Below are 21328 nucleotides of genomic sequence, written 5' to 3'. Positions count from 1 at the left end.
CCGGTCAATCGAACGCTGCTTCGAGTCGCTCGAGTGTCGCATCGATATCCTCGCGAGCCACATCGCGGTGCGTACAGAACCGGACCGTCGTCGGGCCGAACTGGGTCGCCAGCACATCCCGATCGCGCAGTCGCTCGACGACCGCCGCCGGCTCGAGTCCCGTTCCGGAAACGTCCGCGAGGACGATGTTCGTCTCCGGGTCCTGCGCGTCGAACCCGTCGACGCCGTCGATGCCGTCGGCCAACAGACGCGCGTTTTCGTGATCCGTCTCGAGGTCGTCGATGTTCTCGAGGGCCTCGAGCGCGGGGCCCGCGATGATCCCGGCTTGGCGCATCCCACCGCCGAGCAGTTTGCGCGTGCGGCGGGCGCGCTCGATGAACGCCTCGCTGCCCGCGAGCATCGAACCGACGGGCGCGCCCAACCCCTTCGAGAGCGAGACCATGACCGAGTCGACGGGTGCCGTGAGGTCGGTGATCGGTACGTCGAACGCCGTCGCGGCGTTGAACAGCCGCGCGCCGTCGAGGTGGACCGCGACATCGCGTTCGCGTGCCGCCGTCGCCGCCGCGGCGATCTTCTCGGGATCGATCGCGAGCCCGCCGCGGGCGTTGTGCGTGTTCTCGAGACAGAGCAGGCCGGTCCCGGGCCGGTGCAGGTCTTCAGTGACGGTCGCCGCGGCGACCCGTTCCGGCGAGGGCACCCCGCGGTCGGCGTCGAGCATCCGCACCTGCAGTCCCGTGTGCTGGGCCAGTCCGCCGAGTTCGTATTTGACGACGTGGCTCTGGCGGTCGGCGAGCACCTCCTGTCCGCGCTCGGTATGCACCCGCGCGGCGGTCTGGTTCGCCATCGTCCCCGTCGGAAAGTACAGCGCCGCCTCGGTTCCCAGCCGGTCGGCGATCCGGGCCTCGAGGTCGTTCACCGTCGGGTCCTCGCCGTAGACGTCGTCGCCGACGTCGGCCGTCGCGGCGGCCTCGCGCATCGCCTCGTCCGGTTTCGTCACGGTGTCTGAGCGAAGGTCGATCACGCGTATCGATACCGCCACGAGGGTAAAAGAGTCCGCCGTCTCTGCGGTGGGGGTCTCTTCGGGAGGAGCAATCGGCGTCCCGCCGAGCGGCCGGTATCGCGCCCTCGAGCGACGACAACTCTACAGACGAAAACGTTCAATAGAGCGTCATGAGTACGGCGGCGTATGGTTCCCGATCCCGGTTTCGGATCGCCGCCGGACGACGACCCGCCGCCGGCAGCCGACGGCGCTGGTGCCGAGCGTTCGAACCCGTTCGCGCGCCACGTTTCCCGCGTCGTCGATCGGTTCGACGACCTCTGGCCGTTCGCCTCGGTTCCCCTGTTCACCGCGCTGCTCGAGTTCGAGAAGGTGCGACGGGCGCTCGGTCCGACCGGGCGCGGGTTCTCGATCAACCTCGAGTTCGCCTTTCCGACGCCGCTCGTGACCCTCTGGCAGTTGGCCGACCCGCCGGAGCCGCCCGCAGTGCCCTCGCGGTCCGCGTACGGGGAGCCGTTCGGTGGGGCACCGGGCGAGCCGGAACCGACCGGTGGCTCGCCGGGCTCGGTCGGGTCGACCGGAGCCGTCGACACCGACGTGACGATCGAAACGGCCGTCGGAAGCGTCGATCTGCCCCTCGGGGCCCTCAGTCTCGAGATGGTGGGCTGGATCGGGCTCGCGGTCCTCGTGTACGTGACGCTCTCGGGAATCCTGCTGGCGGCGTACGTCGGCGGGATCGACCGGCGGCTCCGCGGCGAGCCGATCGCCGTCGGCGCGTGCATCGTGACCTACGGGCCCCGATACATCCTGTACAATCTCGTCGTCGCCGGCGCATTTGTGCTCGTCTTCCCGCTGTTCGTGCTCGTGCCGCCGCTGATCCTGCTCGCGATTCCGGTGATCGTCGCCCTCAGCTACGTCTTCTATCCCGTCCCGTTCCTGTTCGTCGCGGCCGACGCGTCGCTGCTCGAGGCGTTTCGCCGATCGCTCGAGCTTACGACGGCGGGCGGACAGGTCCTCAGCTTCGGGCTCTGGCACCTCCTCGCAGCGGTCGTCGCCTCGCTGGTGCTCTCCCTGCTCGTGAGCGGCGGCGGCGCGGGCTTCCTGCTCGCGCTGTGCGTCTCGGCCCCGTTGGGACTCGTCCTGACGGCCGCGACGGTCTCGTTCTTCCGGGAGGATGTCGCCGGCGAGGAGGCGGCGTCGACCGGCGGGTTCTCGAGCGACGATTCGGGGTCCGAGCCTGACGACTACGGGTGGGCCGACGACTGACGGGTCCGGACGAGCGTCGACCGTCTCGGTCGGCGAGTTCCTAATCACGAACCGTTTTTTCCTCCCCCGCTCAATACCGGGGCATGGACCCGCGAATCCGCGAGCACGCCCAGATCATCGCCAACCACTCGGTCGACTTGGAGGAGGGCGACAACGTCGTCGTCGACGCCCACCCCGTCGCCGAGGATCTGGTCGTCGCGCTGCACGAAGTGATCGGGGAGATGGGCGCGAATCCCGTCACCACGAGCCAGCGGACCGGAAAGCGCAGCCAGCGCGCGTACCTCCGCTCGTCCGACGGCGAGTTCGAGACCCCCGAACACGAACTCGCGCTCATTCAGAACACGGACGTCTACATCGCCATCCGGGCGACGGACAACGCCACCCAGACCAGCGACGTCGACCCCGAGACCAGCGCGGCCTACCAGCAGGCCCAGCGCCCGATCCTCGAGGACCGGCTCTCGAAGCGCTGGTGTCTCACGCAGTATCCCGCGCCGGCCAACGCCCAGCTCGCCGAGATGAGCACGGAGGGCTACGAGAACTTCGTCTGGGACGCCGTCAACAAGGACTGGGACGCACAGCGCGACCACCAGGAGAACATGGTCGAGATCATGGACCCCGCCGAGGAGGTCCGCATCGTCAGCGGCGACACCACGGACGTGACGATGTCCGTCGAGAACAACCCGACGCTGAACGACCACGGCGAGCACAACCTCCCCGGCGGCGAGGTCTTTACCGCCCCACAGCCCGACAGCGTCGAGGGCGAGGTCCTGTTCGACATGCCGCTGTACCATCAGGGCCGGGAGATCACGGATGTCTCCCTCGAGTTCGAAGGCGGCGAGGTCGTCTCCCACTCGGCGGCGAAAAACGAGGACGTCCTCACGGAAGTCCTCAACACCGACGACGGCGCGCGCCGGCTCGGCGAACTGGGCATCGGGATGAACCGCGACATCGACCAGTTCACCTACAACATGCTCTTCGACGAGAAGATGGGCGATACCGTCCACATGGCCGTCGGCCGCGCCTACGACGACACCGTCGGCGAGGGCAACGAGGCCAACGACTCCGCGGTCCACGTCGACATGATCGTCGACATGAGCGAGGATTCCTTCATCGAGGTCGACGGCGAAGTGGTCCAGCGGAACGGTACCTTCCGGTTCGAAGACGGCTTCGAGGAAGGCGAGGTCTGAGCGAAACCCTCGAGAAAACGAGACAAATCACCGAAGCGGACCGCTATTCTCGACCGCCCCGATCCGAGGCGGCCATAATATCCTTCACTGATCAGTTTGATTCCGAAATATGTCGCAGAGTACCGACCGCGTGCAACGGTACATGATGAACAGCGAGGAGATCTCGTACCAACTCTCGTTCCGTCCGAGGGGCCTCCTGAACTGGATCAAGTCCCGTTCGGGTTCGGGGTTACGACGTGGTATCTCACGGACGAACGGCTGATTCAACAGACCGAGGTCGGGGACGGGTTCAACTTCCAGTACATCCCGCTCGAGAAAATCAGTTCGGTCGAGTACGGGACGAAACTCAACCTCCCGGCCCTGATACTCGGTGCCATCGCCGCGCTCATCGGACTATCCGGGGTCCTTTCGGACGCGAGTGATGCGGGCGTCCTCTTCTTGCTCGCCGGGGCCGCGTGTATCGGATACGCGTACTATCGTCGCCGACAGGTCTTGGCGGTGTCCGCAAGCGGGTCCGCCTCGTTCTCGTTGACCATCTCGAGCGGCGATCAGGTCGACGAGTTCCTGTGGTACATCCACGCCGAGCAACAGAAGCAATCGGAACCGGTCCTCCGCCACTAACGGGGCGATCGTCTCGAGCGGTTGGAAATCACAATTACCGGGCGGATTTATATTTATGAGATTCCAGTTACACGTATGGCAATCCTCGTCGCCTACGACGGCTCCGCACCCGCACAGAAGGCGGTCGAACACGCGTTCACGACGTATCCCGACGACGAGATCGTCTTGTTGCGCGTCATCGAGGCCGCGGACGGCTCGACGGGAGCCGGGATTATGGCCGCACAGGAGTGGTTCCGGGACCGCGAAGAGGAAGTCTCGACGGAGCTACCCGAAGAAATCACGGCGATCATCAGTGATTCCGATCGCGACTTTCGGACCGAGACCGCGGTCGGGAAACCCGCGCGCGAAGTCGTTCGCTTCGCGGAAGACAACGACATCGATCACATCATCATCGGGAGCCACGGCCGGTCTGGACTCTCGCGGGTCCTGCTCGGCAGCGTCGCCGAAACGATCGTCCGTCGCTCGCCCGTCCCGGTCACGGTAATGCGCTGAGTCGGAGTCGGTACAGGCAGTCTATAACTCGGCGACCATCCCGGCGACGTACTCCATCTCGTCCTCGTTGATGCCGTGGCCCATCCCCTCGTACAGCCGTTTGGTCACGTCGGCGTTCATCGACTCGAGGACGTCGGCCGTGTCGTGAACCCGCTCTTCGGGGATGTGCGGGTCGACATCGCTACAGCCGAGGAAGACCGGGGTATCCTCGAGGTCGCCGGGGTACTCGTCGTCGAGGTCCTCGCCGATGAGCCCGCCGGAGAAGGCGGCGAGGCCGCCGTAGCGTCGCGGGTTGCGCGCGAGGAACTCGCTGGCGAGACAGCCGCCTTGCGAGAAGCCGACCAGCATGATGCGGTCGGTCGGGATCCCGGCGTCGTTGGCCTCGTCGATGGCGTCACTGATCGCCTGCAGCCCCGACGAGCGGCCGGGCTCGTTGCGCTCGACCGGCGCGAGAAACGAGTTCGGATACCACGTCTGGCGAGCGGCCTGCGGGGCGAGGAGGGCGACGCCGTCCCGGTGGATCTCGCCGGCCATCTGGATCATCCCGCGGGCGGTCGCGCCGCGGCCGTGGGTGAGCACGAGCGCCGCCTCGGCGTCCGCGAGGTCGGCCCCGCCCGTGACGAGTTGCTGATTCTGATGGGGGCCGTCGACGCGGTCGTCGGCGCTCATTCGACACCACCGACGCCGGCGCTGGCCTCGGGGAGGTCGTGTTCGACGAGTTCGATGCCGAGGGCTTCGATCGCACCGCGGAGGTGTTCGTCCTTGGCGTAGTCAGCCCCGTCTGCCTCGCGGAGTTCCTGTGCTTTGGCCAGCACTTCGCCGCGGCGCTCGTCGGGGAACTCGTACTTGTCCGTCGAGAGTTCGATGACGAGGCCGTTGTTGTCCGTGGTATAGATCGAGTGGAAGATGCCGCGGTCGAAGACGTTGTACTGGTGGCCCGCCTCCTCGAGTGCCTCCATCGTGTCCTCGTACTCGTCGGGGTCGATGCTGAAACAGAGGTGGTGGACGGCACCGGTGCCGCCGCGCTGGCCGCGGCGGTTCGACGGGCGGTCGTCGCTGACGAAGAACGTCAGGATGCGGCCGTCGCCCGTGTCGAAGAAGAGGTGGGTCTGCGAGGGGTCGTCGAGGTTCGGCTGGCGAAGGACCAGCGGCATCCCGAGGATGTCCTGGTAGAACTCGATCGTGTCCGCCTCGTTGCTCCCCCAGATGGTGATGTGGTCGGTCCCTCTGGTGTGGACGGGGCTATCGGGCAGTTCAGGCGTGACTGGGTTGGTGGGTTCGTTAGACATGGTGAATGGAATCGATTGTGAGTCGGCGCTGATCGATCGCGGACTCGTCGCGATTACTCCGCGATGTGTTCGCCGAAGACGCGCTCGGCGTCCGCGGGAACGTCGAAGTCGTGGTAGTGTTCGCCCTTGATGTCCGAGAGGATATTGAGTGCTGCGGCGGCACCGTCGCCGACGGCGATCGCGGCCTGCCACTCCTCGGCGCGGACCATCGCGCCGGTCGCGTACGCGCCCTCGACGCTGGTCTCCATCTCGACGCCGACGTCGACGGTGCCCTCCTCGGTGAGCTCACAGCCGAGATCCTCCGCGAGGTCGCGGTTCGCGCCCGTCGCGAGGACGACGAAGTCTGCCTCGTACTGGTCTTCCTCGGTCTCGACCGTGAAGCCGTCGCCGGCCTCGCTGACGGCGGTCACGGGCTCGCCCTGTCGGCGGTCGACGCCGAAGTCGTCGACCTGCTGGCGGGCCGTCGCCATGAACTCGCTGCCGCCGACCGAGCCGAGGCCGAGGTAGTTGAACAGGTGGGCCTTGTGCATCCACGTCTCGTCCGTGTCGAAGACGGTCGTCTCGAGCCCGTTCTTCCGGGCGAAAAGAGCCGCACTCAGTCCGGCGGGGCCGCCGCCGACAACGATCACTGACGCATCGTCCGCAGTCGTCTCGTCGCTCATATAGTTACACGATGTTACCGCAGCTGTATCAATCTAGTAGCAACCCTCGAGCAACCGGGTGACATCAGTGTTAGTGGCCCGGATCACACCGTGATCAAAGCGGCTCGACGGGATTGTGACCGGGTCTCACGGCCTGCGCACGCAGGCTCAATTCATTGGCTCGGGTCGGCCCTACGAACGCATCCGACGAGCGAACTGCCAGCGGGCGGCCCGGTGACGGCTGGCTCGAGGGCCGTTCGGTACGCATCAAAGAGATATCCATGAACACAAGCCTCGAGGTGGAGTACTGGGTCGTCGATACCGACGGCGATCTGGTCCCGCCCGACTCACTGCTCGACGTTTCGGACCAAGTCGATCCCGAGTTCGTCGAGCCGATGCTCGAGATCAAGACAACCCCCTGCCGGTCGATGGCCGACCTCCGCGAGGAGTTCCGCGGTCGGATCAGTCGCGTCGTCGACGCGGCACGGGAGCAGGACAAGCGACTCGTCCCGCTAGCGACGCCGCTGTCCGCCACGCCGGCCGACATCCCCTATCGCGAGAAGGAGAGCACCGACCTCCAGCGACGGATCGTCGGGCCGGCCTTCGACGACGCCCGGGTCTGTGCCGGGACGCATATCCACTTCGAACAGTCGAACGTCGCCGATCAGCTCAACGCCCTGACCGCGATCGACCCGGCCTTCTCGCTGGTCACCAGCGCCGCCCACCACCGCGGCGAACGCATCCTCGAGTGCGCCCGCCCGTACCTCTACCGGCGCTCGTGTTACGCGGCCTGTCCCGAACAGGGCCAGCTTCAGCCCTACGTCGACAGCGTCGGCGAATGGGAGCAGCGGCTCGAGGACGACTTCGACTCGTTTCGCGAGCGCGCGCTCGAGCGCGGCGTCGATCCGGAGACCCTCGAGAGCGAATTCGGTCCCTACGAGGCGGCGTGGAACCCGGTCCGGCTGCGGAAGGCGATGCCGACGGTCGAGTGGCGCTCGCCCGACGCGGCCCTGCCGAGTCAGGTCCTCCAGCTTGCAGCGGCGGTCCGGTCGATCGTTGTCCGCGCGGACGACTGCGGAACGGTCGTCGGCGGGCCGGACTCGCCCAGTCGATCGGACGCGATCATCGATTCGAACGCGGCCGGCGAACCGCTCACCCTCCCCGAGTTCGAGACCGTCGAGTCGGTCACCGACACGGCCATCCGCGACGGAATCGAGGACCCCGCGGTCCGGGACTACCTGCGCGGGCTCGGCTTTACGCCCGCGGAGTACGACCCGCTCGTCGACCGCATGCCCGACGATCGGCTCTCCGAACGGCACGCGAAGCGGCTGCGACTTCGGGCCGCCGATCGGCTCGAGGCCGACCTCGAGCAGCGCCGCGTTCGGGCCTGACGATCGGCGACGGGATTCGCAGATTTCTGTGGTGAACTAGCGGTCAGCGCAGCGAAGCCTACCCAGAGCGACGCCGACGCGGAGAGCCCTCGCTCGGTCAGCGATTCGACGGGACCCCGCGACCCGATCGCAGCCGCTCGAGCCACAGGTCGCCCGTCCGCAGCGCCATCGGAACGTCGTCGCCGAACGAACACCGCGTCGGCTCGGTCTCACAGGGGTTCCCCATCGCGACCTCGACCGTCGGCGACCCGCCCTCGAACACCGCCGCGCTCGCGGTCGTGAGTTGGCCGAAGGCGTACTCGTCCGTTCCCGGCTCCGGATGCCGGCAGATCGAGTCGTCGCCCGGCCCGTTCGCGTGATCCGCCGCGAGCCGCCAGAGATATTCACGATCGATCTTGTCGCCGCCCGCTGCGAGTAACTCCACCGCACGCTGGCGGCGACGGCGCGAACTCTCGGTGTCGTCAGAGCGCGACCGGACGAAATGATTCGTCCGGGTGATGGCGTCTCCGTCGTCGACCACGATCTGCTCTTCGAGGGGGTTCACCTCGAGCAAGACGGCGTCGGTTTCGTCGGCCAGAAACAGCGTCTGGGCCATCAGCTGTCGCGTCGGGAGCGACTCGAGGAGCGTCCGAGCGTCCGCGACGGTGGCGCACTCCTCGAGCACGCGCCGGACGACGGTGCCGTTGCGGTACTGGTCCTCGGGTTCGATATCGTCCCGGTTCGCGTCGATGTAGGTATTCGCCGCGACCAGCCCCCGATCGTTGACGCCCTTGTAGAGCATCACCGTGCCGCAGGTATCGACCGTGAGAAAGCCGTGGTAGTCATTGATCGGCGGCTGTTCGACGATCGATTTGGGCCGGGCACCCCGCCCCGCGATGTCGCGGTTCTTGAGCACGAGCGGGCCGTCCCCGCCGGTCCGCGGCGGCGACACGAGCGCGTTCGTACATCCCCGCGAGGGATCGGCGGCGGGTTCGTCGGCCAGTTCGTCACAGAGATCGCTGTACGCGAGGGCGTAGACCTCGTAGACGTCCGGATCGACGTCGAGGGTCTCGGCCATCGCCTCGTAGGCCCGCCGGTGCCGATCCGGGAGGCTCTCCTGACTCCGCCGCGCATAGTCGAGCAGCGGCTCGAGGTCGACATCGGCGTCGGCGATCAGCGACTCGAGTTCGGCGACGGCCCACTCGATGGCCTCGCGTTCGGTTTCGGCGCGCCGGCGCGCCTGCTCGGCGTACGTCTCCGGCTCGGCCGTCGCGTCGGGGCCGGTGTAGACGGCCGACTCGAGGTCCGTGTCGTCCATACGGGCAAAAGGGGATGCGACGGGTTGTATCGACGGCCTGAATGTGTCGTCTGAGGGTCAGTGATGAAAGGTGCCTCGAGAGCAGACGGAGACCGCTCGCGGCGATAGCAGTCGCTTCCGGGTCGTCGGGTACGGAAAGGGTGTACACGTCGGCAGCAGGGAGATCGTCGCGTGGCGATGCTCCGTGTCCCCCATATCCCCTGTGATGCCATCGGTCGGCTCTGCCGACATTCTATTTAACGTTAGTGGCCGACATTAGTGTATCGGAACCTTTCGAACGAATAAGGTGTTCGGGAGCAGGTATCCGTTCCTGTGGTACTCCCGTGCTCTTGAGTGTGCAGTGGCGACAACGGAGGGAAGCGACCGCTCGAGGGCGACGGCAGACGGTCGTCTATCGGAATCAGGGGAGAACCGGCGTCCGAGAGGCCCTCAGGAACTGGATTCGATCGCTTCGCTCTCGAAGGACGCGCCGCTGATGCCCACGAACGCGATCAGCAGGAGCACGGCGAGGACGGCGAACCCGAGCGACAGTCTGCGTCGGGCCGTCCTCAAGAGATCGAACCGGTCACCGGCCCAGTCGGTCGCGAACAGTCCCGAGAGCACCAGCGAGAGACCGATCGCGGCGATCCAGCCGCCGCCGAGCAGCGACGTCTGAACGAGCAAGACGCCGTAGCCGGCTATCGCCGCTCCGACGAGTATCGCCAGCACGGCAACGATACCGAATACCCCGCCGAACGTGGCAGATTCGTTGGTAGTCACGCCGAAACAAATGGCTGCAACCGATATAACCGTTGTGTAGCCGATGGTACTCGCTGAACGTGTAGGATAGTGACATAGAAGATTGTCTGCTCGAGTGAGGTCACGCTGTTGCGCTGGCACGGCGGCAGCAATCACCGCGGAACACGGCAGGCTGCGATCCCGATCAACTCTGTCTTTTAGATTTAATTTTCGAGCCTTCGCGGACTATACACTCTTTCCTACCGAAATGTCTTAGAAAACTGGGTCGAGATCAGTAGTAGTGAATATCCCTGACCGAAATCAGAACGAGAGCCAAGAGGAGAACAAACTATCCTTTGCACCCGTAATAACGGCAACCAACCGACTGAGTCAGTTTCTTGAAGACAATCATCATCTCTTCACCTTAGTCGGAGTATTTGGAGCGATATCTGTCTATTTAACACAGATAAGCAACCAAGGAGAAAAAGCACGCCTTTCGGGAAAGGTTGGGGCTGTTCTTGCGCTTCTACTAACTGGATTGATTTCAATAGTCATACTCTCAAATCTCCTTCAACAGATAAAGATATTCAAGACATATACCAACAAGACCACCAAAGGATTGTTCTTGACATTCGGTGTCCTATTTTATTCCTTATTTGGAATGATTTTCAACATCACTCTTGAGTTTGGAGAGGCATGGAACGCTCTTATCCCCTTATTCTCAATGATGCTATCATTGGTCACCTTACATATGATAGCAAACTTATTCCACACTTCATTCTACAACAATAGAACTGTAGTCAGTATTGAACGTTCGTACCTCCTAGGTGGATTATTACTGGCTGTCGTTTGCTCTGGTATATTATCCATTTTGGTATACAACGATCTGTTGATAATAAACCAGTTACTGAGCAAAACCCAACAGAATTTATAATGTACTCATTATTCATATACTCGTCATCCGGAACTATTATGGGGATTCTATTGACGATCTCGGGGGCAATAATCGAGTTAGCCAGATTTATTATATACTTCTCATTATCAATATTTGATGTTCGTGGGTCTGCGTAGTCGCCATCGGTTCTAATTCGCATATTCGTACATACGACCCCCCAATTCCTAGTTTTTCGGCTCACTGAACGGCCCCATTTCGGTTCAAAACCGACAGAACGTATCACCCATCTATAGAAGAACAGCGGCGCAAGCAATGGATCGGCTCGCGATATGCACACGACGAGTCGCAACTCATGTCCATATTCAGAAAACGGATTCTGCTGATGTACAATCCCGAGAGTCCAAGTAAGAAAACTATTAGACTAACCTCTATATGCCCGGAGTAACATTTTGAGTGAAATGAGAGATATTAATGAGGATTGGAATCTCAGGGGACAGATATGGCAAAAGATGAGGGATTCGTTACCAGAGGGGGTCTCTCGGATTGATGAGCTACCAGGTGATAAAACGATTGAGATAGAGTTGACTAAGGACGAGTTGTCTATTCTTGATTCAAGTACCCAACTTTCCACAGAACGTGATGGAGCATTTTCAAGCAGTATAACGTTAATCCGGTTAGCAGCGGAAATATTAGAGACGTATAAGAAAATGGAGGAGGGCGCAAAAGAAGCATTCTCATATGATTCGTCACCTGAAGTATCAAAAAGAGAAATTTATGAGATACAACAAGAAGCGTTAGAAAATGGTGTCCTCAAGGAATTGTCTGACGAGATTATCTTGTTTTTCACATTATCGTCCGGCGTTATAGAGGATTATTGTATAGATTTGATCAACAGGGAGATGATCGATAGTGAATATAGAGATTCTAATAAGACAGATACACTATTACAGAACAAACTAAATCAAAAAACCCGAGAAGAGTTGCTGTTAAGATGCGGAATTATAGAAAAGTCGCTTCATGACGAGATCAGATATATTCTTCAAATAAGAAATAGGCTCGTGCATGACGTAAAAGAACAACAGCAGCTCAATCCAGTTGAAGACGTTCAATCAGATATCAGGCGGGCGGTGAAAGTAGTCAATTCGCTATATGAGTTGAACGGAGGGGATAGCATAATTTGGCCGGAGGACATGTGAGAAGAACCTTAATCAGGTTTCCATATTGGGGCGCATTTCATGTTCTTCAACTGAAAAATGCGTACGGAGGCGGGGGCGGGGGCGGGGGCGGGGGCGGGGCGCTGTAATTTTTCGGCGCTGTCCCCTTGGGGACACCCGGCAAGGGGCGTTTCGCGCGAAGCGAGAAACCGACCCGCAGCAGTTCGGCACGACTGTGCCGCCGACCCCCTCCTCGAGGAATCGACTACAACCTAAGTTCCAGACGTAGCGGTGATAGTCAAGCAAACGTATAGAAAAAAGCGGGAACGACAGTGGTGCCACCGTCCGAGCCGATTCAGCGGTTGGCGACTGCGCCGACGAACCCGGTTTCAGTCTCGCCGCCGGGCGTCTTTCAGATCGCTTTGAGCCCACGAAGTGCCGTCGGATCGGTCCCCGATTTCGACCACTTCTCGAGGCGATAGTTTTCGCATGAGCACGATGGGATTGTGAACTACGCCCGAGAACCTGCGCTTCGCGCAGAACCTCGGTCTCGTTCAAATCCCATCTCAGTATACTGCTGTCGCTCACGGAGTGTTCGCGACAGCAAGCGGGCACGATGGGATTTGAACCCACGACCGTCGGATTAGAAGTCCGACGCTCTTTCCGGACTGAGCTACGTGCCCTCGAGTCAGAATCCACGACGGAACGGCATAAGCGGTTGGGATTTCCAGTCACAGTTCGAGCGGGTTGCAGAGCCGACTTGAGCACCGTTTCGGCGCGCGAAATCGACCGGCGGGTGGCCGATAGCCGACGGCTAAGGCGACTCGCCTCGAGCGAACCCAACGGCAGGCTTGTCTCCCGTCTCGAGGGCCGATTCGACCCGAAATGCGACACACAACAACGGTTCGGCGACCGTTGCAGTGAGAGAACGGAAAACAACGAGCGCGTCGGTGAGTCAGCACTCGAGACACCCGGAGACGGGCCACAGCGGCTCGCTCACGGACGGGTGAACGGCGAGCACAGCGTTTATGCACGTCTCGCCGGTAGATGAAGTCGATGCACGTCATCGGAACGGTGGGACTCCCCGGGAGCGGCAAGGGCGAGGCCGCCACCGTCGCACGCGAGGACGGGATCCCGGTGGTGACGATGGGCGACGTCGTCCGCCAGGAGACGGCCGACCGCGGGCTCGACCCCGCGAAGGATCACGGGACGGTCGCGCAGGCGCTGCGCGAGGAAAACGGCCCGACGGCGATCGCCGAGCGATCGCTGCCCATGATCGAGGACCGCCTCGAAGGCCACGACACCGTCCTCGTGGACGGGATTCGCTCGGGCGACGAGGTCGACGTCTTCGAGGAGCGGTTCGGCGACGCGTTCACGCTGGTCAGTATCGAGGCCCCCTTCGAGATCCGGGTCGAGCGGATCGACGAGCGCGGCCGGGACGCGGGCGAGGCCGACGGCGGCGAGGGGCTGGCCGCTCGCGACGAGCGCGAACGCGGCTTCGGAATGGACGACGCGATGGATCGGGCCGACGTCGTCGTCGAGAACACGGACACGCTCGCGGCCTTCCACGAGCGGATCCGCGCGATCGTCCGGAACGGAACCGATGGACGGAAACCCGCCGAAGCGGATGCTGACTCATGAGCGAAATCTACCGCGTTGACGTCGAAATCACGGCCCCGATCTACGACACCGAGGTCACGAACCGCGTGCTCGACGCTGTGGCGAACGTCTTCCCCAACGCCGACCTCGAGGAGGAGTTCGGCGAGGTCAGCGGCGAGACCCACACGCTCGATCACTTCTCGGAACTGCTTCACAAACAGGAGATCCTCGACACCGCTCGTGGCGAGTTCTTCGCCAACCGCGAGGGCGACACCTTCACCTTCGCGCTGAAGAAGCAGGCGGCCTTCGAGGAGTACGTAAACTTCTCGGTGGGGAAACCGGACGAACTCGGCGAGATCGCCGTTCGGGTCCGCGTCGAGGAGCCGACCCTCGAGGAGTACGTCGATCACATCGCGCCGCCGACGGAGGACGGGCGGCCGGTCGACGCCTAATCAACTCGAGTGTTTGCGGTTGCGCGTAACTGCGGTTCTCATCGAGCGTTGAATCGGCGATCCGAGTTCCAGTCCGGCTCGAGCCTCGTCTCGGAACGATACTGCGGAGTAAAGGGAGCGAACTGCCCGTAGCGTACACCCCTCAGATCTCGTCGTTGTCTTCCGTTTGGAGTTCGCGGACCTGTGTCTCTAACTCGTGACGACGGTAATATTGTTCACCCATTGAAAATCCAATTAGTAGGCTGAATGCAGCCCCGAGAACGTTAAAAATGACAAATCCGATGATCATACAAATCACGCCGGGAATGAGAATTGAATGGGTTTTCGAGGTCATATTTCAAATACTACAATTCGTGCATGTATTCGTTTCTGTATAGCGAGAAACCACTGTGGTATCTCACTTATCCCCGCGTGCGTTCGAGCAGTCGGGTCGCTACTGCGAACAGCTCTCAGCACGCGCCACACACGATGGGCAGTCGGGTCGACGTGAGACATGTATACCTCACTGACGCCGGCCGTAGGGTACCGACTACTGATAGGGGTCGGCCGCGTAGTGGAGTCAGATACACGACACGATACCCGTTTCGGAGGTCATGCTCGAGGACACCGTCACCCTGTCGCCGGACGCGGCGGCGAGTCAGACGGAGTTGCCGTTAGTCAGTCGAGATAGTCGTCAATTCGTACAGGTCCCGACGTTGTCGAGAGCGGTTTCGCCGTCGTCTTGCCGGCGTTTCGCGGTGACTGCGTCGCCGTCAGCCGCGGCTCCGGCCGACTCGGTGAACGCCGCCGCCGCGTCCCGCAGATGGCGAGTCTGACACTCCGCCGTTTCGAAATGACCCGCGAGCCCGTCGGGTGCGTCCGCGGTGCCGTCCTCGAGTCGCTGGCGCGCCGTCGAGAACGTCGATTCGGCGGTCTCGAACGCCGCCTGTGCGTCCTCGTACGCGCCGTTTTCGAAGTCGTCCCGACCCTGCTGGAGCGCGCCGTACCCCTCGTCGGGGTCGAGCGTCGCGTCGTAGGCCGCGGCGAGCGTCTCGAGCGAGGTGACGACGTCGCCGAGGGCGGCGGCTCCCTCCTCCAGGTCGGCGATATCGATGCCGGCCAGATCGTTGAGCCTGTCGCCACCGAGGTCCTGAATCGTCGCGTTCGCTTCGTCCCAGCGCTCGCGGGCGTCGGCCATCTCGGTGTGGCGTTGGCCGACGGTCTCGCTCGCTCCCTCGATATCGCCCTCGGTTTCGATCGCGGCGGTGACCTCGTCGATGTCTTCGGTGATCCCCTCGTCGGTGACCGTCGCCGTGACGGCGACAAGCCCCTCGAGAGCGTCCGCGTACGCCCGGAGCGTGTCGATATCGGCCTGCCGGTCGTCGCCCAGTTCGGACTCGGCGGTCTCGAGGTGGTCTCTGGCGTCGGCGATCCCCGTCCGCGACGCTTCGGGATCAAACTCGACCGCCTCGGGGTCCTCGAGGTTCCCGAGTTCGTTCAGCGGCTGGGCGGCCTCGTTTAGCCTGCCGGCGGCACGGTCGAGCGCGCGTTCGCCGGTCCGGCTGCCGGCGTCGCCACCCTCGGCGTCGTTCGTCTCGGACGACCCGCCGAGGTCGTCGAGACAGCCGGCAAGTCCCGTAAGAATTCCAACACTCGTACCGGCCGCGCCGGTCCGAGCGAGATACTGTCGACGGTTCATACCGGAGCATACCACTAGACGTTCTTGAAGATACTGTCCGACTGACCGACAGGACCCACACGGTCCCGTGACTGTCTGCACGGCGAACGTTTATGCGATGGCCACCGGAAGACGCCACTATGCGGCGACGAGACGCGTTGGCGACGGTTGGGACGCTCGCACTGGCGGGCTGTCTCGGGCTCGAGTCGCCAGACCAAAACGGGGACGACGAAACCGAGAGCAACGAAAGCGACCTCGAGATCGACGCCGAGGAGGAGACCGAGAAACTCGGCGGCGGCGATCACGAGAACGAACTCGAACTCGATCGCGCCTGGGCGACGGCGTTCGACGTAGAATACGGGGGCCGGCTCGTCGACGAAACGATCTACGTGGCTGGAGCGGTGGACGGAGACGAAGGGATCGTCGCGGTGGACCCGAGCGGCGGCGAGATCGAGTGGACCTGCGATCTCGGCGACGTACCGTATGGCTTCTATCTCTCTGCCGGACCCGAGCTGGTGTACGTCGGGTCCGCACAGCAAGACCGGATTCGCGCGATCGACCGCCGGAGCGGGACGATCGAGGCGACCGCAGAGTACGGAACGGCCGGCGGCGACAGTGCGATACACGACGGAACGCTCGTTACCGGGACGAGACACGCGGGCGAGAACGACGTCCTCGTCGGACTCGACGGTGGGACGCTCGAGGAGCGATGGCGGCGGTCGGCGGAACTGGCCGGCTTCAGCGGAGCCGTCGTCGCGGACGGCGTCGTCGTCGCGTCCTATCGAAACGGGGAGCTAACGGGACACGATCCCGCGGACGGGTCCGAGCTGTGGGCTACCGAGTTTTCGATCGCGGGACACGGGTACGGACCGTTCGTCGACGACGCGGGACGCGTGTTCGCGGTCGATTCGGAGCGGCGAGCGATCGCGAGGATCGATCCGACGAGCGGCGAGCAGTCGTGGACGATCGGGTTCGAGACGCAGACCGGAGAACTCCCGACGATAGGGCCGCCCGCGTTCGACGGCGACGCCGGCTGGATCGTGGCCGGGCGACGGGTCATCGCGTTCGACTCGGTCGCCGGAGACCGACGGTGGAGCATCGAGATCGACGGCGAAGTGACCTCGCCGGTCGCGAAAACGGGCGGCACCCGGTGGGTCCACGCGGTCGGTTCCGATTCCGGACGGCTCTACGGATTCGGCTCGACCGATGGAGAACTGCGCTACGCCGGTGAGGGACCGGCGGACGACAGCGATCACGAACTGTTCGCCGTCGAAAACCGGCTTGCCGCCCTCGAAAACGGAACGCTGGTCGGATACGACGTTCGCAGCCTCGAATGAGGCGACCGCTCCTCGAGTGGTAGCGAAGGGGAGAGTCATCGAAGCTGATGGTTTTTATCGATACCGTCGCATTGGCCGGTATGGAAGACCGATCGATCCGGGGATCGCTGTCCCGTCGAACGCTGGTAGGGTCGGTTGCCGTCGGACTCGCCGCGGGGACCGCGGGCTGTCTCCGACCGCTGCTCGAGGAGGGAGGGCAAACGGCGGGGAACGAGACGACCGAAGACGGCGCGAACGGAGCCGGTACCGAAACGGAAGCGTGGCCGGCGTTCGGCGCGGATCGGGGCGGGAGCGGCGCTGCCGACGTGACCCCGCCTGGAGACGATGTCTCGGACGTGTGGACCGCCGATCTGAACGGCGGGCGCGGCAATCCAGTCGTCGCGGATGGGACAGTGTACTGCGCCGCCAGATCGACAGTGCGCGCGTTCGAAGCCGATTCGGGCGAAGAGACGTGGTCGAGCGAGGTCGGTCTCACCGGCGGGCTGAGTCCCGCGCTGACGGTGGCCGGCGGCGTCGCATTTGCGACGCCGGGAGACGGCTTCCTCTACGCGTTCGACGCCGGCGACGGCGAACGGTTCTGGTCCGAATCCCTGACCGGCGGCAGCGGAAGTTCGTTCGCGTCGCCGCGGCTCCTCGACGACGTGCTCGTCGCGGCGGACGACGATCGTGTGAGCGGGCACGATGCGTCCTCGGGAGAGCAACGGTGGTCGAAGGAACTCCCCAACACCGTTCTGGGAACCGTCGTTGACGACGGAACGGCGTACCTCGGCATACTCGCAGCAGGGGCCGAACCGTCCGTGTACGCGTTCGACGCGGAAAGCGGCGAGCGGCGGTGGACCTACGACGGGGTGAGAAACGGGTCGAACGAGCCGACCGTCGTCGACGGGACCGTGTACGGTGGCGGGGCGGGCGACACCGGGACGGAGGGATACGTCTACGCGGTCGACGCGGAGAGCGGGGCGGAACGGTGGGGAACGGAACTCGAGAGCCCGATCGTCACGTCGCCGGCCGTGACCGACGGGAGCCTCTACGTGACCGACGAGGACGGCGGGTTCTACGAACTCGGAACCGAACGCGGAGACGTCCGGTGGCGCGAGAGCGTGTGGGACGAGTCCGACCGGGACGGGAACCCGCCGAAGATCTCGGCACCCGCCGTCGCGGACGGACGGATCCACCTCGGTACGTTGGACGGGCGCGCCCTCGCAGCCGACGCGAGCGACGGCAGCGTGACGTGGTCGTTCTCCGCGGCGACCGAAATCCGTGCTTCACCGGCGGTCGCGGACGGACGGGCCTATATCGTCGCGGCCGAGACCCTCTACGCGCTCGGGACGGCCTGACCGACCGCGGAAACGAATCCCCCCCGAGAGGGCGGTCGCGGCTACCCGTTGCGGATCGCGTCCCGGACGGTCTCCGGGTCGGGGACGTTGCTGAACTCGACGTAGCCCAGACTCGCGTTCGTTCCGCCCGTAAGCACCGTGACCGTGCCGACGCCGAACAGCCGCTGGATCCGGTCCCGCTCGAGTTGGTAGGCCCGGACTTCCGAACGCGGTACCTCTCGAGACCGCGTTCGGAACCACAGCGAGAACTCGTAGCGGATGCTCGAGGCCGTGATTGTGTACGTCGTCCGCGTCAGGACGTAGATCTGGGCGATCAGGCGGCCGATAACGGCGACGACGACGAACGCGACCGCCATCGCGGCGATGACCGCGAGCTGTCGGTCCGGAAGGCCGAGGACGTTCGCGAACAGCGCGACGGCGATCCCACCGCCGACGAGAACGGTGAGCGCGATCCAGGCGAGTTGGGGCCGGATCGTCGGACGGGCTCGGTGCTGGACGCGTTCGACCGGCCGATCGGCGCTCTCCGATCGCGGCCGGTCCGTCGAAGCGCCGTCGGCTGTCGCGGCCGAATCCGGGTGCTCGCTCGAGTCGTCGGGGACGGCGGATTCGGTCGACGGTTCGTCGGACTCCGGTGGCGCTGGGTGTGAGTTTGTCATAGCGGTAGTGAATCGATCGAGAGGGCGACCGTCGCGAGGGTGCCATCGGCAACGACCGTAGTCGCGACCGAGCCGATGACGAACAGGGCCGGCGAGACGACGACGAAACCGACTGCGAGCGCGCTCGCGAACCGGGACGAATCGTGATTGATTCTCGCGCCGAGATACAGCGAGTAGAGGTAATAGATCCCCGTCGCAAACAGGGCACCGAGAGCGACTGTGCCGGTTCGCGTCATCCCGTCGAGGCCGACGGCAGCCGGCCGGCCACCGGGCAATACGAGGTCCGTTCCCGTGAGGTCGATGACCGCATAAATGAACTCCGCCTGTACCCAGACGAGCCAGTCGCCCGCGACGGTGATCTCCGGCGAGGTCGACAGATACCAAGCGAGGCTGAAGATCGCGGCGAGGTAGATGCCGGTACTGTAAACGACGGTATGAATCGACTGGAGGACACCGAGCGATTCCCGCGTGAGCGAGACGCCGACGTGGAACGTTGCGAACGTCAGTACGGACGCGAGAAAGAGAAACGTGCAGTTCTGCACTGTCGCGAGGAGGAACTGCCACGTCGCGTCCGCGTTGGTACCGACGACGGCCGCAACTGAGGCGACGGCTGCGGGTGGCTCCCCGCCACTGGTCGTCCCGAACCCGGCATACGTGAGCGGGATCGCGTACAAAAAGAGGTTGAGAAAATAAAACAGGGAGAGCCGAACTGCCCGTCGAACCGTGGCTCGCCGGTCGAGAGTGTACTGGTTTTCCCTGCCAGAGACGATCGCAGCCGGGTCGAAGACCGCGTTGAACGCGTATCGCACGATCGAGAGCGGAGACCCGACCATCGTCCGCACTGATTGAACGTCAGTTTCTTAAATATATCGGAGAACGCGTCTATCCGAAGTGATCGACGGCCAGCGAGAACGGTTCGTCGGCAGTTCCGACGGTAACGAGGTTATCCGAACGGCCCCATCCCGCCCATGCCGCCGCCTCCGCCACCGCCGCCCTGTTGCATCTGTTGCATCATGCGCTGCATCTCCTGTTCGGAGCCCATCCCTTGGAACTGCTTCATCGTGCGCTCCATCATCTTGTACTGCTGGAGCAGTTCGCGGACCTGTTCTTCCTCGGTCCCGGAGCCGCGAGCGATGCGTTGGATCTGGCTCGCGCCGATGGCCTTCGGATACTCCTTTTCGGCCTCGGTCATCGAGTCCATGATCACCGTAAACGTCTGCATCCGCTCTTGGGTGACGTCCATGGCGTCCTCGGGGAGCTGGTCTTTGATCCCGCCGCCGATTCCGGGGATCATGTCCATGACCTGATCGAGCGGCCCCATGTTGTTCATCGCCTCCATCTGCTTTTGCATGTCGTTTAAGGTGAACTGGCCCTGCAGCATGTCCTCGGGGTCCCAGTCCTCTTCTTCCATATCCGTCTGCTCCATCGCGCGCTCGACGCGCTCGGCGAGCTGACTGAGATCGCCCATGCCGAGCAGCCGCGAGATGAAGCCGTCGGGCTCGAAGCGCTCGACGTCTTGGACTTCCTCGCCGGTCCCGAGGAAGGCGATCGAGGAATCGGTCTGGTCGACGGCAGTCAGCGCACCGCCACCTTTCGCCGTCCCGTCTAACTTCGTAATGACGACGCCGTCGATCCCGATCGACTCGTCGAACTGCTGGGCCTGATCCTTCGCGCCCTGCCCGATCGCCGCGTCGAGGACGAGCAGCGAGGTATCGGGGTCGACGACGTCCTCGATCTCCTCAATCTCGGCGATCAAGTCATCCTCGAGCGCGTGGCGACCCGCCGTGTCCACGATGTGGACGTCGGCATCGCTCGTCTCCTCGAGGCCCTCGCGGGCGATTTCGACGGGGTCCTCGCTGTCGGGGTCACCGTAGAAGTCGACTTCGGCGCGCTCGGCCATCTCCTCGGCCTGGTCATACGCGCCGGGGCGGAAGGTGTCCGTCTGGATGACCGCCGGGCGCAGCCCCTTGGTCGAGAACCACCACGCCATCTTCGCGGCGGAGGTCGTCTTCCCGGACCCTTGCAGCCCGGCAAGGAGGATCGTCTGTTCCTCGAGGGGTAACTCGGTCGAGTCGCCGATGAGATCGACCAGTTCCTCGTAGACGATGCGGAGCACGAAGTCCCGCGCGGGGGTGCCGGCCGGCGGTTCTTCCTCCAAGGCGCGCTCCTTGATGTTGTCCGACAGCTCCATCACGAGCGAGACGTCGACGTCGGCGGAGAGCAGCGATCGCTGGATCTCCTTGACGATCTCCTCGATGTCTTCTTCGCTGAGTCGCGACTTCCCGCGGAGCTTGTCGAGGGTGCCCCGCAGAGAACTCCCGAGATCGTCGAGTACCATTTGCT

Annotated in this window: 22 protein-coding genes and 1 tRNA gene; 11 read left to right on the top strand and 12 right to left on the bottom strand. The window is 63.5% G+C overall.

Annotated elements, in window-relative coordinates:
• Positions 1 to 4: 4 nt before the first annotated feature.
• On the bottom strand, positions 5 to 1021 hold the full coding sequence (locus tag C489_RS15250) for a threonine aldolase family protein (protein ID WP_006432212.1): 1017 nt from the start codon (positions 1019 to 1021) through the stop codon (positions 5 to 7).
• A 165-nt stretch (positions 1022 to 1186) separates the two neighbouring features.
• On the opposite strand from C489_RS15250, the gene C489_RS15245 reads away from it, so the two are divergent.
• The 4 genes from C489_RS15245 (at position 1187) to C489_RS15230 (ending at position 4563) form a co-directional block, all read left to right on the top strand.
• A complete protein-coding gene (locus C489_RS15245; protein ID WP_006432211.1) occupies positions 1187 to 2263 on the top strand; it encodes a hypothetical protein in 1077 nt (358 codons plus the stop codon).
• 83 nt (positions 2264 to 2346) lie between these two features.
• Positions 2347 to 3450, top strand: a complete 1104-nt coding sequence (locus C489_RS15240) for an aminopeptidase (protein WP_006432210.1) — start codon at positions 2347 to 2349, stop codon at positions 3448 to 3450.
• A 96-nt stretch (positions 3451 to 3546) separates the two neighbouring features.
• Positions 3547 to 4071, top strand: a complete 525-nt coding sequence (locus C489_RS15235) for a hypothetical protein (RefSeq protein ID WP_006432209.1) — start codon at positions 3547 to 3549, stop codon at positions 4069 to 4071.
• A gap of 75 nt (positions 4072 to 4146) precedes the next feature.
• Entirely contained in the window at positions 4147 to 4563 is a 417-nt protein-coding gene (locus tag C489_RS15230; RefSeq protein WP_006432208.1) for a universal stress protein, read from the top strand.
• A 21-nt stretch (positions 4564 to 4584) separates the two neighbouring features.
• Here the strand turns inward: C489_RS15230 and C489_RS15225 are convergent, their stop codons facing one another.
• From C489_RS15225 to C489_RS15215, 3 genes are read right to left on the bottom strand one after another with little or no spacing between them, the layout of a single operon-like run.
• Positions 4585 to 5232, bottom strand: coding sequence for an alpha/beta hydrolase (locus tag C489_RS15225; RefSeq protein ID WP_006432207.1), 648 nt, complete (start codon positions 5230 to 5232; stop codon positions 4585 to 4587).
• Positions 5229 to 5852 (bottom strand): VOC family protein, encoded by a 624-nt coding sequence (locus tag C489_RS15220; protein WP_006432206.1) that lies wholly within the window; start codon positions 5850 to 5852, stop codon positions 5229 to 5231. Before C489_RS15220 ends, C489_RS15225 begins: the two co-directional genes overlap by 4 nt.
• 53 nt (positions 5853 to 5905) lie before the next feature.
• Positions 5906 to 6514 carry an NAD(P)/FAD-dependent oxidoreductase gene (locus tag C489_RS15215; protein WP_006432205.1) on the bottom strand — a complete coding sequence of 203 codons (609 nt, stop codon included), beginning with the start codon at positions 6512 to 6514 and terminating at the stop codon, positions 5906 to 5908.
• 260 nt (positions 6515 to 6774) lie between these two features.
• On the opposite strand from C489_RS15215, the gene C489_RS15210 reads away from it, so the two are divergent.
• The gene (locus tag C489_RS15210; protein WP_006432204.1) at positions 6775 to 7884 is read left to right on the top strand and encodes a glutamate--cysteine ligase family protein; all 1110 of its coding nucleotides are present in this window, start codon (positions 6775 to 6777) and stop codon (positions 7882 to 7884) included.
• A gap of 97 nt (positions 7885 to 7981) precedes the next feature.
• On the opposite strand, the gene C489_RS15205 is transcribed toward C489_RS15210, so the two are convergent.
• On the bottom strand, positions 7982 to 9181 hold the full coding sequence (locus C489_RS15205; protein ID WP_006432203.1) for a C45 family autoproteolytic acyltransferase/hydolase: 1200 nt from the start codon (positions 9179 to 9181) through the stop codon (positions 7982 to 7984).
• 429 nt (positions 9182 to 9610) lie between these two features.
• The gene (locus C489_RS15200) at positions 9611 to 9940 is read right to left on the bottom strand and encodes a hypothetical protein (RefSeq protein WP_006432202.1); all 330 of its coding nucleotides are present in this window, start codon (positions 9938 to 9940) and stop codon (positions 9611 to 9613) included.
• A 259-nt stretch (positions 9941 to 10199) separates the two neighbouring features.
• Between C489_RS15200 and C489_RS21630 the strand changes: the two genes are divergently transcribed.
• Together C489_RS21630 and C489_RS21625 are read left to right on the top strand one after the other, a co-directional pair.
• Complete coding sequence (locus tag C489_RS21630) at positions 10200 to 10832, top strand: hypothetical protein (protein WP_152423169.1); 633 nt, start codon at positions 10200 to 10202, stop codon at positions 10830 to 10832.
• Positions 10833 to 11251: 419 nt separating this feature from the next.
• Positions 11252 to 11989, top strand: a complete 738-nt coding sequence (locus tag C489_RS21625) for a hypothetical protein (protein ID WP_152423168.1) — start codon at positions 11252 to 11254, stop codon at positions 11987 to 11989.
• A gap of 566 nt (positions 11990 to 12555) precedes the next feature.
• Here C489_RS21625 and C489_RS15195 read toward each other — a convergent pair.
• Positions 12556 to 12630: transfer RNA gene (locus C489_RS15195), tRNA-Arg, on the bottom strand.
• A gap of 373 nt (positions 12631 to 13003) precedes the next feature.
• Here C489_RS15195 and C489_RS15190 point away from each other — a divergent pair.
• Entirely contained in the window at positions 13004 to 13588 is a 585-nt protein-coding gene (locus C489_RS15190; protein ID WP_049890937.1) for an AAA family ATPase, read from the top strand.
• Entirely contained in the window at positions 13585 to 13998 is a 414-nt protein-coding gene (locus tag C489_RS15185) for an RNA-binding domain-containing protein (RefSeq protein WP_006432199.1), read from the top strand. The genes C489_RS15190 and C489_RS15185 overlap by 4 nt, the downstream gene beginning before the upstream one ends.
• Positions 13999 to 14140: 142 nt before the next feature.
• On the opposite strand, the gene C489_RS15180 is transcribed toward C489_RS15185, so the two are convergent.
• Positions 14141 to 14332, bottom strand: coding sequence for a hypothetical protein (locus C489_RS15180; protein ID WP_006432198.1), 192 nt, complete (start codon positions 14330 to 14332; stop codon positions 14141 to 14143).
• Positions 14333 to 14671: 339 nt separating this feature from the next.
• Positions 14672 to 15676 carry a hypothetical protein gene (locus C489_RS15175; RefSeq protein WP_006432197.1) on the bottom strand — a complete coding sequence of 335 codons (1005 nt, stop codon included), beginning with the start codon at positions 15674 to 15676 and terminating at the stop codon, positions 14672 to 14674.
• A 119-nt stretch (positions 15677 to 15795) separates the two neighbouring features.
• Between C489_RS15175 and C489_RS15170 the strand changes: the two genes are divergently transcribed.
• Positions 15796 to 16992 (top strand): outer membrane protein assembly factor BamB family protein, encoded by a 1197-nt coding sequence (locus tag C489_RS15170; RefSeq protein WP_006432196.1) that lies wholly within the window; start codon positions 15796 to 15798, stop codon positions 16990 to 16992.
• A gap of 80 nt (positions 16993 to 17072) precedes the next feature.
• Positions 17073 to 18329, top strand: coding sequence for an outer membrane protein assembly factor BamB family protein (locus C489_RS15165; protein ID WP_049890924.1), 1257 nt, complete (start codon positions 17073 to 17075; stop codon positions 18327 to 18329).
• 41 nt (positions 18330 to 18370) lie between these two features.
• Here C489_RS15165 and C489_RS15160 read toward each other — a convergent pair whose 3' ends face one another.
• From C489_RS15160 to C489_RS15150, 3 genes are all read right to left on the bottom strand, one after another.
• Positions 18371 to 18985 (bottom strand): PH domain-containing protein, encoded by a 615-nt coding sequence (locus C489_RS15160; protein ID WP_006432193.1) that lies wholly within the window; start codon positions 18983 to 18985, stop codon positions 18371 to 18373.
• Positions 18982 to 19818 carry a hypothetical protein gene (locus C489_RS15155; protein ID WP_006432192.1) on the bottom strand — a complete coding sequence of 279 codons (837 nt, stop codon included), beginning with the start codon at positions 19816 to 19818 and terminating at the stop codon, positions 18982 to 18984. The genes C489_RS15160 and C489_RS15155 overlap by 4 nt, the downstream gene beginning before the upstream one ends.
• A gap of 110 nt (positions 19819 to 19928) precedes the next feature.
• Positions 19929 to 21323 carry a signal recognition particle protein Srp54 gene (locus C489_RS15150; protein ID WP_006432191.1) on the bottom strand — a complete coding sequence of 465 codons (1395 nt, stop codon included), beginning with the start codon at positions 21321 to 21323 and terminating at the stop codon, positions 19929 to 19931.
• Between the last annotated feature and the right edge of the window lie 5 nt (positions 21324 to 21328).

Origin of the sequence: Natrinema versiforme JCM 10478 (assembly GCF_000337195.1) — an archaeon.
GTDB lineage: Archaea > Halobacteriota > Halobacteria > Halobacteriales > Natrialbaceae > Natrinema > Natrinema versiforme.
The sequence above is the reverse complement of the archived record's forward strand: the minus strand, read 5'-3'. Positions and strand labels throughout refer to the sequence as shown.